At 60.9% G+C, this 11,325-nt stretch carries 9 protein-coding genes and 2 tRNA genes; 9 read left to right on the top strand and 2 right to left on the bottom strand.

Going from position 1 to position 11,325, the window contains the following annotated elements:
- Positions 1-61: 61 nt before the first annotated feature.
- From ABI796_RS12860 to ABI796_RS12850, 3 genes are all read left to right on the top strand, one after another.
- Positions 62-135: transfer RNA gene (locus ABI796_RS12860), tRNA-Met, on the top strand.
- A 263-nt stretch (positions 136-398) separates the two neighbouring features.
- Positions 399-472 (top strand) — tRNA-Met (locus tag ABI796_RS12855).
- Between the two features lie 118 nt (positions 473-590).
- Complete coding sequence (locus tag ABI796_RS12850; RefSeq protein ID WP_141286755.1) at positions 591-1,388, top strand: GntR family transcriptional regulator; 798 nt, start codon at positions 591-593, stop codon at positions 1,386-1,388.
- A gap of 101 nt (positions 1,389-1,489) precedes the next feature.
- On the opposite strand, the gene ABI796_RS12845 is transcribed toward ABI796_RS12850, so the two are convergent.
- The gene (locus ABI796_RS12845) at positions 1,490-2,278 is read right to left on the bottom strand and encodes a PspA/IM30 family protein (protein WP_141282334.1); all 789 of its coding nucleotides are present in this window, start codon (positions 2,276-2,278) and stop codon (positions 1,490-1,492) included.
- Positions 2,279-2,375: 97 nt separating this feature from the next.
- On the bottom strand, positions 2,376-4,427 hold the full coding sequence (locus ABI796_RS12840) for a TPM domain-containing protein (protein WP_174754484.1): 2,052 nt from the start codon (positions 4,425-4,427) through the stop codon (positions 2,376-2,378).
- A 320-nt stretch (positions 4,428-4,747) separates the two neighbouring features.
- Between ABI796_RS12840 and ABI796_RS12835 the strand changes: the two genes are divergently transcribed.
- The 6 genes from ABI796_RS12835 (at position 4,748) to ABI796_RS12810 (ending at position 11,253) form a co-directional block, all read left to right on the top strand.
- Positions 4,748-6,394 carry a S1C family serine protease gene (locus ABI796_RS12835; protein WP_170224876.1) on the top strand — a complete coding sequence of 549 codons (1,647 nt, stop codon included), beginning with the start codon at positions 4,748-4,750 and terminating at the stop codon, positions 6,392-6,394.
- Positions 6,395-6,677: 283 nt separating this feature from the next.
- Positions 6,678-7,481: an electron transfer flavoprotein subunit beta/FixA family protein gene (locus tag ABI796_RS12830; protein WP_141282341.1), complete on the top strand. Its 804-nt coding sequence runs from the start codon at positions 6,678-6,680 to the stop codon at positions 7,479-7,481.
- 13 nt (positions 7,482-7,494) lie between these two features.
- The gene (locus ABI796_RS12825; RefSeq protein WP_141282343.1) at positions 7,495-8,448 is read left to right on the top strand and encodes an electron transfer flavoprotein subunit alpha/FixB family protein; all 954 of its coding nucleotides are present in this window, start codon (positions 7,495-7,497) and stop codon (positions 8,446-8,448) included.
- 5 nt (positions 8,449-8,453) lie between these two features.
- On the top strand, positions 8,454-9,233 hold the full coding sequence (locus ABI796_RS12820; protein WP_141282345.1) for a PIG-L deacetylase family protein: 780 nt from the start codon (positions 8,454-8,456) through the stop codon (positions 9,231-9,233).
- A 74-nt stretch (positions 9,234-9,307) separates the two neighbouring features.
- A complete protein-coding gene (locus ABI796_RS12815; RefSeq protein ID WP_141282347.1) occupies positions 9,308-9,853 on the top strand; it encodes a gluconokinase in 546 nt (181 codons plus the stop codon).
- Positions 9,850-11,253, top strand: coding sequence for a gluconate:H+ symporter (locus tag ABI796_RS12810; protein WP_141282349.1), 1,404 nt, complete (start codon positions 9,850-9,852; stop codon positions 11,251-11,253). The genes ABI796_RS12815 and ABI796_RS12810 overlap by 4 nt, the downstream gene beginning before the upstream one ends.
- Positions 11,254-11,325 lie beyond the last annotated feature (72 nt).

The following is an 11,325-nucleotide window of genomic DNA, read 5'->3' as shown; positions in this document are numbered from 1 at the left end:
TGCACATCACGTCGCCAGGATTTGGTCTGCCATTCACGTGACGGTAATGTTGTTCTTGCGACGCGGGGTGGAGCAGTTCGGTAGCTCGCTGGGCTCATAACCCAGAGGTCACAGGTTCAAATCCTGTCCCCGCAACTGGAGAAAAGGTCCGGATCAGTAATACTGATCCGGACCTTTTGTTTTGCCCTGGCTTTGGCGACACTCGCTCATGTCCCTCGGGTGTGGTGGTGACGCTCGCTCAGGCTGTAACAGTGCCATCCGATTCAATGGTGACGCTTGGCGCACTGCCGCCAGAGCGGCCACAAGGGAGCTTACTGGTTTCAGGGAGTGATCTGCGGCACCTTAGGGGCCATATGGTCAGAAGCACCCTGACGGGTGCGGTAGAGTTGATCTTGCGACGCGGGGTGGAGCAGTTCGGTAGCTCGCTGGGCTCATAACCCAGAGGTCACAGGTTCAAATCCTGTCCCCGCAACTGAAGAAAAGATCCGGATCAGTAACTACTGATCCGGATCTTTTGTTTAACCGGTTGTCCGGACGCCGGTGTTAGCATCGAACCCGGATTCGCTGAGTCAAGAAATGGATGGAACTCAATGGTCAACGACGACTACGGATTTGGCCTTAATCGTGAAGTCCTTCAGAGAGACGGTCCAGTTGCCGTATACCAGCAGGTGGCTGACGTCCTGACAGACGAAGTCAGCCGGTTGGAGCCGGGCTCCAGGATTCCCACGGAAGAGACGCTGATGGACGCCTATGGCATCAGTAGGACCACAGTGCGCAAAGCTATAGAGACCTTGGTTGTAAAGGGTTTGCTGGTCCGAAGGCAGGGCAAGGGTACTTTCGTGATGGCCCAGAGGCCCGTGAAGATGCTGAACCGATTGGCACCCTTCATGGAGACGTTCACGGCGGCCGGTATGAAAACCGTCAAGGGACTCATTGAGTACAAATGGATGGAGAAGGACCAGTCAGTGCCAGCCAAGCTTGTCTCTGACGACAACTTGGTTCTGGTGATCCGGCGCTCTTACTCGAGTGCGGGGTGGCCTTACGCCATTGCCGAGATTTTCATCCCTTCGCACATAGGCCGTCATATCAGCTTGGCGGATGCCGAGCGGAACTCCATCTACCAGGTCATCCAGGACAGGACTTTGAAGCCGCTGCATCGGGCGGAAATCACAGTCACTATGCACGCACCCCCTGAGCATCTGGCAGACGCTCTAAACGTTCGCGGATTCGCCATGGTTCCCCGACTGGAGCGTACGACGCTGGGCGCGCATGGTGAGGTGCTGGAGTGCACTGTGACGTACTTCCACCCGAAGGGATTCGAAATCCGAGCCGAGGTGGCAACTGACGTTAGTCCCGACCAGGATTCTCCGGTTCCATCGGTGGGTTGAGTCCGGCTTAAGCGAATCGGGCCGGATCCAATATTGGATCCGGCCCGATTCTCGTTTCAACGCCTGGGCAGCCTCAGCATCGGCTACTGCAGCTTTATCACTTAGAGCTTGTCGAAATCGGCTTCGTCAACGGTCGCTCCGGTTGATGCCGGGGCGCCTGCCCCAATGGCAGGCTTGGACCCACCGGATTTCAGGGCGGCGAGACGAGCCTCAATCTCGGTCTGCTCGCCGAGGTCTTCGAGCTGGTTGAACTGGGCATCGAGGCTGGAGCTGGCGAGTTCCTGCTGGCCCAGCACCTTGGCCTCTTCACGGCGAATCTTCTCTTCGAAGCGACCAACTTCACTGGTGGGATCCATGATGTCAATGCTCTTGAGGGCATCGTGCACCTGGGACTGGGCAGCAGCGGTCTTGGAGCGTGCCACCAATTCGTTGCGCTTGGCGGTCAGCTGGTTCAGCTTGTTCTTCATCTGGTCAAGCCCGGTCTTGAGCTTGTCCACAACCTCGGTCTGCGAAGCAATGCTCGGCTCTGCCGCCTTCGCCTCGGATTCAGCGGTCATCTGACGTTGGATGGCTACCTTGGCCAGGTTGTCGAACTTCTGCGCGTCAACGGGATCGCCTGCAGCGCGGTACTCATCTGCTTTACGGGAGGCTGCCAGGGCCTTGTTGCCCCAGTCCTGCGCGTTCTTGACGTCTTCGTTGTAGTCCGCCTGCAGCATCCGGAGGTTGCCGATGGTCTGGGCCACGGCTGATTCGGCCTCGGCAATGTTGTTCGTGTAGTCGCGGACCATCTGGTCCAGCATCTTCTGCGGGTCCTCAGCCTGGTCCAACAAGGCGTTGATGTTCGCCTTGGCGAGCTGTGAGATCCGACCGAAAATGGACTGCTTAACCATGGTGTTGCCTTTCGTCCTGCTCAGTAGTGACACTGAAGTCAGTGATCAGTTGTTGTACCGCTTCTATGCGGGGCGTTGACCCGCCTAGTCTGTCTGGCTAGAAGCTGCCGGAGTCTCCGCCACCGAAATCGCCCCCGCCGCCGCCAAAGTCGCCGCCGCCGGAGTCGCCCCCGAAGAATCCACCGCCACCTCCGCCGTCGTTGCCGCCGCCCCAACCGCCTCCGCCGCCGTTCAGGATGGAGTTGATGAGGATACCGCCAAGGATGGCACCGCCAAGGCCGCCGCCTCCGCCGCCCCCGCCGAACATCCCTCCGCGGCCGTAGCCCTGATCGGCGTAACCAAACTGATCGACGTCGGACTGGGCAAGTTGCGCTGCCTGCGCCGCCAGGGAATGTGCCTGCTGGGCGTAAGTCAGAGCGGTAACCGGATCATTGCGTGAGATGGAGAGTGCGTAGTCAAGGTTGCGCTGGGCTTCGGCCAACCGTGTCCGAGCCTCTGTGCCCACGCCGCCGCGGCGCGCGGTGATGTAGTCCGACGTGGCGCTGATCTGTGCCTGCGCCGCCATGATGGTTTGCTGAAGCGAAGCTTGGGCCCGACGAGCCTGTTCCTGCTGATCGCGAACACCGGACAAAGACTGGTCCAGCGCTTGATGAGCTGATTCCAAGCGGCTGAGCGTGGCGATGGGATCGATCTTTCCGCCTTGGATCTCGGTTTTCACCTGCGCCAGGGCAGCTTCCACACCGGCCACCGGACCCGCGAGTTCCGGGTGTGCGCCGGACTGGATCAGTGCTCGTGCCTGAGCGAGGTCCTGGCTGGTTTCAGCTACGGCGCCTTCCAAGGAAGCGCGGGCTTCATCCAAACTGCCGGCTGTCTTTGAGATGGCATCGATCAGCACCTTTGTTTGGTGCAGGCTTTCTTCTGCGGCGCGAACGGCCACAGCTGCAAGGCTGTTCTCGCCGCTTGCCAACTTCTCCTGTGCGGCGGTAGCTGCGTTCTGCACGAAGGCGAGCCGCTCCTTGGCCTGCAGGATGTTATCGGAGACTTGAGTCAAAGCGGATTCAGCGTATTTTGAGCGCAGGCCTTCCAGCGATTGCTCTGCGCTGGCGATCTTGGCATCGGCCTCCTTGGCCCCGGCAGTTACGGCCGTCAACGCTTGGGGGGCATTCTTTTCAAGCTCGCGAAGGGAGTCGAAGTCAGCCTTCTGGTCGCGCAATGAAGCCAGGGCAGCTTCTGAACGCCGGATGATTTCGCCGAGCCAGGTTCGCTGCTGCTCTTCGGTGTCAGGAATATGGTCGTCCAACTGCTGCTGCAGCTTGAAGGACTCCGTCATGTGGGCCTTCGCTTCTTCCAAGGCCTTGGTGAAGTTGCCGATGGCGGAATCACCATACTGGGCCTGAGCGAAGCCAAGCTCCTGCTCGCTGGACTTGATGGCGTCATCCGCCTCGATCAACAGCGAGCCGCTCTTCTGGCGCAGCTCAGGAATGGTCAGGCCTGCCAGGGGATCGAGCTGTTCGCCCTGCGGTCCATAACTGGCGCTGACGGCTTTGGTGCCGGCCTTCTTACGACGGTTTCGCAGGTAGAGGTAGGTTCCGGCGCCACCTGCTGCCACCACGCCAACCCCGACAAGGACGCCGACGCCGGCATTGCCGCTGGGCACTGTTCCACTGCCTCCGCCTGCCGCGTCACCAATGGCAGCAGCGGTATCGATAGCGGCCTGTGCAAAGTCCGCCTTGCCGGCGCCCAGATTCGCTGCCACGGCGTTCTGCGTGATGTTGGACTGTTTTGAGGCGATGGAACTCGCAGAGTTCAGGGCGAAGTAGTACTGACCGGCCTTGGAGATTGCCAAGATGGCGTCTGCCTTGCCCATGCCTTTATTGGTCGCCACCGTTTTGGCCCATTCCGAGGGCACCGATGGATTCGTGAAGGAGTCCACAGTGACCACGTACAGGTTGTACTTGTGGTCCTTGAGCGTCTTTTGGATGGCTTCCTGGACTTCGCCTTTTCGGCTGCCCAAGACGTTGGCGTCGTCCACGATGTTTTGGCCGGACGGAATGGTCACCGGATCAGCGGCCCAAGCAGATGTGGCCGGTAGGGCCAACATTCCAGCCAGGCCGATTACGGCGAGTGCGCGTTTAACTATTGACCGCATGTGCAACCCTTCAGCACGTCTGCGACTGGAACAAGGCGTACCAATCGTCACAGAATGCTCAGCGCCCCCACGCATGGTGTAAAGCCGCAGGTCGCTGTGGCAATTCCTCTTGATTCTATGGTGCACCCCCTGACCCGTCCACAGGGGTGAATATGCCACCAGCGAAATATAGGAGAGCGCCGGATTGTTGAGCCGTTGAAGGTCCTTTCGCCTGGAAATTGAACACTGGCCGAATCTTTCAGCAAGCTCCCAGCGAACGTCCGCTTTTGTTCCAGTTACCGGGTACATAGTTGTTGGAGACGAGGATGAAAGGAACACCCATGACGGAGAATCCAGCCCAGGGCACTGCCCCCGAGGACCGCCAGCCATCGGAGCCGCGGGAAAACAGCGTGGAGCAGGGCGATGCCGGCGCTAACCTGCAGCAGCCGGCTAGGACTTCCGGGCAGGGTGCCGCCGCTGACGGCGGGGCGCAGCCCACTACGCCGCTGCCTGCTTTCCAGCCTCCCGCGGCGCCTCAGCAGCCGCAGCAGCCGCAATACTACGGCGCTCCGCAGCAGCACGATCCCGCTCACCGCCCGAGCTACCCGCAGCACCAGCCTTTCTATGGTGGGGCGAACCCGGAAGAAAACGCGGCTGCGCAGTACCGAAACCAGCAGGAGTACCCAAACCAGCAGCAGTACCAAAACCAGCAAGGGTTCCAGAACGCGCAGGGCCACAATAGCCCGGGTATGCACCACACCCCAGGGCATTCGTCAGCGGTTGCCACCAAGCGCAAGCCTGCATTCGGCGTCGGCACCTTGGTAGCCAGCATGCTTGCGGCGGGTCTGATCGGTGGCGGCGTAGTGGCCGGCAGCAACGCGTTGTGGGATAACCCGGCTCCGGCTGCGTCCAACGGCGGACAGTCCAGCACCGTCATCGTGAACAATAAGGACGACGTCAACGTTATTACCGCTGCTGCCGCCAAAGCTTCGCCCAGCGTGGTGACCATCAAGGCAACCAGTGGAAATGAGGGTGGTACAGGTTCAGGCATCATTCTTGACGACCAAGGCCACATCCTCACCAACACCCACGTGGTGACGCTGGATGGCGCTACCGCAAACGCCGCAATCGAGGTCCGCACCAGTGACGGCAAGGTCCTGAAAGCCACCGTGGTTGGTACCGATCCGTTGTCTGACCTTGCCGTTATCAAGGTCAGCGACGCCTCGGGCTTGGTGCCGGCAACGCTCGGTGACTCGTCCAAGATCAACGTGGGGGACACCGCCGTCGCCATTGGTTCGCCATTGGGTCTGACCGGAACGGTCACGGATGGCATTGTGTCCACGCTCAACCGCACCATCAGTGTGGCGTCCTCAGCTGTGCCGGAAGGCACACCGGATGAGAGCCAAGGTGACGACGAAGGTTTCCAGTTCGCACCGCCAAATGGTGGACAGAGCCAGAGGACAGCCAACGAGGGCTCGATCGCCATCAACGTGATCCAGACTGACGCCGCAATCAACCCGGGTAACTCCGGTGGTGCGCTGGTGAACAGCAAGGGTGAAGTGATCGGGGTCAACGTGGCCATCGCTTCGGCGGGCAGCGGAACGTCCGAATCCTCCAGCGGCAACATCGGCGTCGGCTTCAGTGTTCCCATCAACCACGCAAAGCGCGTTGCGCAGGAGATCATCGAAACCGGTAAGGCAAGCCACGGTCAGTTCGGTGTGTCAGTGCGGTCGAAGTCGTCCACGGGCGGCGATTCGGGCTTCTCAGTAGGTGCCGAAGTTGCTTCAGTGACGTCGGGCTCGGCTGCTGCGAAGGCCGGACTCAAGGTTGGCGATGTTGTGACCAAGTTCGGCGACTACGCCGTGAGCGATCCAAACCAGTTGACCGCCGCAGTCCGCGAGCAGCCGGCCGGTGCCAAGGTCAAGGTCACCATCCAGCGCGGTGGCCAGACCCAGGAAGTCGAGGTCACCCTCGACGCCGCCCAATAGCCGGAACGTCCCCCTGGCCGGAACGTAACGGCAAGCAGTACTGCTCACGACGACGGGGCGGCACCTCCAGGGTGCCGCCCCCTACCTCTGATGAGGTCCTGGCTGGGTCCCGCAATCGATGAGCATCGCGTTCAGCTGAAACAGGGCTTAACGCGGGGAGTGGTTTTCTGCGGGCAATATGCTTAGCTAGGACGAGCCCACGAGCTGGGCAATTCACGGCCACGCTGCTGCGGTTGGCCGTCCACAAGCATGGAAGGCTGCTTCGAAGACAGTGGAAGAGACATTGAAGATTGTCGTTCTGGTCAAGCACGTCCCGGACGCCCAGTTCGACCGGCACATCAACGGACCTGGCAACACAACCGACCGTGAAGAGAGCATCTTGTCTGAATTGGACGAGTACGCTCTCGAGGCAGCGCTCCAACTGGCAGAGGAGCGCGGTGGACCGAAGGCCGGAAATGAGGTCATTGCTTTGAGCATGGGCCCCTCCGGTGCGGTCAATGCTGTGAAGAAGTCACTCCAGATCGGCGCGTATTCCGGCGTCCACCTTAGCGATGACGCTTTGGCTGGTTCGGATGCTGCTGCCACCTCGTTGGCGCTTGCCGCTGCCATCCGCCACATTTCGGCCGATGGCCGGCCGGTGGACTTGGTCCTGACCGGCATGGCTTCCACTGATGGCGAGACCTCGCTCATCCCGGCACAGCTTGCCGAGCGCTTGAATTTCCCGCAGGTCACCTTTGCCTCCAGCCTTGAGGTTGCGGGCAGCCAGGTCACGGCTCGCCGTGATGCCGGTGCTTTCTCGGAGACTGTGGAAGCTCAGCTTCCTGCAGTGGTTTCGGTCACGGACCAGATCAACGAGCCGCGCTATCCCAACTTCAAGGGCATCCTGGCGGCCAAAAAGAAAAAGATCGCCTCCCTGTCGCTGGCTGACATTGGCGTGGACGCCTCCCAGGTGGGCCTAGCCGGTTCCTGGACCGTGGTGGAGTCCGCAGAGGCCCGCCCGCCGCGCACTGCAGGGACCATCATCACCGACGACGGCGACGCCGGCATCAAGCTGGTCGACTTCCTCGCCGCACAGAAGCTGCTCTAAGGGGACTGCAACCATGGCAAATGCACTTGTTTTCATTGACAACCCGGGAGCGGCTCTGAAGAAGAGCAGCCTGGAGCTCCTGACCATCGCCCGCTCGCTGGGGGAGACCGCCGTCGCGTTCACCGGTGAGTTGACCGACGACGTCGCCGCCACCTTGGGCGCCTACGGTGCCACTACCGTTTACCGGCCGTCGGTTGAAGAGCTCGACAATTACCTCGTGGGGCCAAAGGCTGCCTACCTCGCCGCTGCCGTGGCTGCGTCGGGAGCTACGGTGGTCCTGCTGGATAACTCTCCTGAGGGCAAGGAAATCGCGGGTCGGCTTGGCATCAAGCTCAACGCAGGGGTTATCACCGATGTTGTGGGTGTTGAGGCTGACGGCACCGCGCACAAGTCGGTCCTGGCGGGCTCTTACAACACCACTGCGAAAGCTACTACTCCTGTGACCGTCCTGTCGGTCAAGGCCAACAACGTCGAACCCGCCCCGGCAGGCGCGGACGCTGCTCCGGCAACTGTCACGGTTGAGGTTCCCGCCGAGGGCCTGGCCAACTCCGCACGTATTGCCGCTCGCACAGAGAAGCCTGTCAGCGGCCGGCCGGACCTCAGCGAAGCGCGGATCGTGGTTGCCGGTGGTCGCGGCGTGGACGGCGACTTCGGACCCCTGGAAGAGTTGGCGGATGCACTGGGCGCGGCTGTGGGTGCCTCCCGTGCCGCAACAGATGCGGGATGGATCGGCCACGATGCCCAGGTGGGCCAGACCGGCGTTACGGTTTCACCGCAGCTGTACATTTCTGCAGGCATTTCAGGTGCCATCCAGCAGAAGGCCGGAATGCAGACATCCAAGGTCATTGTGGCAATCAACAAGGACGCGGAATCGCCGGTGTTCGAGATTGCCGACTACGGCATTGTTGGTGACCTCTTCAAGGTTCTTCCCCAAGCCACTGAAGAGATCAAGAAGCGGAAAGGCTGATCCCTTTGCCCACTGACTCAACGTCAGCAAGGAGCCCGTTTGACGCCTCTTCGGAGCGCGTTGAGCGGGTGCTTTGTTTTACCGCCCATCCTGACGACATTGACTTTGGCGCCGCCGGTACCATCGCGGCCTGGACGGCTGCCGGCGTCGAGGTCAGCTACTGCATCATGACCGACGGCGATGCCGGCGGCTTCGACCCTGCGGACAGGGAAAGAATCACCGAACTCCGCGTGGAGGAACAACGGAGGGCGGCCGCTCTGGTGGGCGTGACGGATATCCACTACCTGCACGAGCTGGACGGATACCTCGAGCCGACGCATGGCGTCATCAAACAGGTAGTGAAGCTGATTCGCCAGATCCGTCCGGACATTGTGCTGACCATGCATCCGGAGCGCAACTGGGACCGCCTCCAAAAGAGCCACCCGGACCACCTTGCTGCGGGTGAAGCTGTCACCCGGGCTGTTTACCCGGCAGTGGAGAATCCCTTTGCCTACCCGGAACTGGCGGCTGAGGGGCTCGCTGCCTACAAGCTGCCGTGGTTGTGGTTTATTTCCAGCCCGGATGCCAGGGAGAACCATTTTGTGGACGTCTCGGATCAAGTGGAAGCCAAGCTTGACGCCATCCGCGTCCATGCGAGCCAGCACCCGGATATTGCAGGCATGGAGAGGGTGGTTCGCCGCATGATGCTGGCGAACGGAGAGCGTGCCGGCTTGCCCGCGGGGACCAGTGCCGAGGCCTTCCATGTGGTCTCGGTCAACGGCTCCAGCACCATCGCCGGCTTCTGACGTTGCTGTGGTGTAACCCGTGTCATATGCTTGACCTCGGTTAAATCATATTTATTCGAGGAAGGCAGACTTTGATGGCGAAGACTGCGCAACAACCCGTGCTGGTGATTATGGGAGTCTCCGGTTCGGGCAAATCGACAGTAGCCGGCGTACTCGCCGGGAAACTCGGATGGGAGCTTGCCGAGGGCGACGACCTCCATCCCGAGGCAAACGTGGCGAAGATGCACTCGGGCCAGGCTCTCAGCGATGAGGACCGATGGCCGTGGCTGGGCATCATTTCGGACTGGATCCGCGAACATGTGGAGGCCGGGACGCCGGCGATCATCACCTGCTCGGCACTAAAAAAGAAGTACCGCGATGTACTCCGTGGGGAAGGTGTTGTTTTCGTCTTCCTGCAGGGGAGCAAGGACAAGATCTCGGACCGCCTCGCCTCCAGGCACGGCCACTTCATGCCGCCCTCGCTCCTGGAATCACAGTTCGATGCCCTTGAGGAGCCAACGGAAGAGGAGAACCACATCTCCTTGTGCGTCTCCGCTTCACCGGCCGAAGAAGCCGAGGAAGTCATTGAACGTCTGGGGCTCCGGGCTTTGGGCGCCGGTACCGGAGTGACTGCCTCGTGAAGGTTCTGGAAACGGCGACGCAAGTGCAGGAATGGACAGCACACGACACCCAGCTCCTTGTGGTGGCTGCGTTGGGCATAGCCCTCATTGTGGTGCTGATCGCAAAACTGAAGCTTCACCCCTTCCTGGCGCTGGTTCTGGGCTCGGCCTTCGTGGGACTGGCCTCGGGCGTGGAACTGGGGAAGGTCATCACCAACTTTGAGGACGGCGTTGGCGGTGTCCTCAAGGAAGTTGGCCTGCTCATCGCGCTTGGAGCCATGCTTGGGAAGCTGCTGGCTGATTCCGGTGGGGCCAACCGCGTGGTGGATACCCTTTTGGCCAAAGCCAGTGGCAACAAACTGGTGTGGATGATCACGCTGGTAGCTGTGATCATCGGCTTGCCAATGTTCTTCGAAATCGGGCTCGTCCTGTTGCTCCCGGTGATCGTCCTGGTAACTCAGCGATCCAAGATGAAGCTCATGCGTATCGCCATACCGGCCCTGGCTGGCCTGTCCGTGCTTCATGGGCTGGTTCCACCGCACCCTGGACCACTGATCGCCATCAGTGCAGTCAAGGCGGAATTGGGCACGACACTTGGCTTGGGCATCCTTGTAGCGATCCCCACAGTGATCATTTGTGGTCCGCTGTTCTCACGCCTGGCCGCACGCTGGGTGCCTGTGGACGCACCTGCCGTTGCCGGCGGCATCGATACCCAGCACGCAGCGGACCTGAGCGAAGTGAAGCGCCAGCCGTCCTTCCTTGTAACGCTGCTGACCATCATCTTCCCGGTGGTGCTCATGTTGTTGAAGGCCCTGGGCGGCATCATCTGGCCAGATCCTGAAACGGCTCCCGGAATCAGGATCTTCTTCGACTTCGTCGGACAGCCCCTGGTGGCCATGACGTTGGCGGTTCTCTTGGCGATAGTGACCTTCGGATATGCCGTGGGCTTCACGGGCAGCCGGATTACAGCCAAGTTGGGCGAAAGCCTCGGGCCTATCGCCGCCATCCTTCTCATTGTTGGCGCCGGCGGCGGCTTCAAACAGACCTTGATCGGTGCCGGAGTGGGTGATGCGGTCAAGAAGTGGGCCGAAGGAGCCAACATGTCGGTTCTGGTGCTCGGCTTCATCGTGGCAGTAGCCCTGCGCCTTGCTACAGGCTCGGCAACTGTGGCCACAGTGACGGCGGCCGGCATCGTGGCGCCCTTGGCCAGCAGCCTGAGCCCAACACACGCAGCACTGCTGGCTTTGGCAATCGGCGCAGGCTCCCTGTTCCTGTCCCACGTCAACGACGCCGGATTCTGGTTGGTCAAGGAGCTGTTCGGGCTGACCGTTGGGCAGACCTTCAAAACCTGGTCCGTGATGGAGACACTGATCTCCGTGGTGGGCTTCGGTTTTGTCATGCTCCTTTCGCTGGTGTTATAGCGGCGGAAACAAGTTCAAAATGAACGACGGCGGCCGTCCCCTTGGGTGGGACGGCCGCCGTCGGGCGTTGGA

Source organism: Paenarthrobacter aurescens (assembly GCF_041549525.1).
In the GTDB taxonomy this organism is placed as follows: domain Bacteria; phylum Actinomycetota; class Actinomycetes; order Actinomycetales; family Micrococcaceae; genus Arthrobacter; species Arthrobacter aurescens.
This window is presented reverse-complemented; position numbering and strand designations above follow the sequence as displayed.

Excerpts from the sequence above, each read along its gene's own strand:
- ABI796_RS12835 (WP_170224876.1), top strand. The coding sequence starts at position 4,748 with ATGACGGAGAATCCAGCCCAGGGCACTGCCCCCGAGGACCGCCAGCCA.
- ABI796_RS12850 (WP_141286755.1), top strand. The coding sequence starts at position 591 with ATGGTCAACGACGACTACGGATTTGGCCTTAATCGTGAAGTCCTTCAG.
- ABI796_RS12845 (WP_141282334.1), bottom strand. The coding sequence starts at position 2,278 with ATGGTTAAGCAGTCCATTTTCGGTCGGATCTCACAGCTCGCCAAGGCG.
- ABI796_RS12840 (WP_174754484.1), bottom strand. The coding sequence starts at position 4,427 with ATGCGGTCAATAGTTAAACGCGCACTCGCCGTAATCGGCCTGGCTGGA.
- ABI796_RS12825 (WP_141282343.1), top strand. The coding sequence starts at position 7,495 with ATGGCAAATGCACTTGTTTTCATTGACAACCCGGGAGCGGCTCTGAAG.
- ABI796_RS12815 (WP_141282347.1), top strand. The coding sequence starts at position 9,308 with ATGGCGAAGACTGCGCAACAACCCGTGCTGGTGATTATGGGAGTCTCC.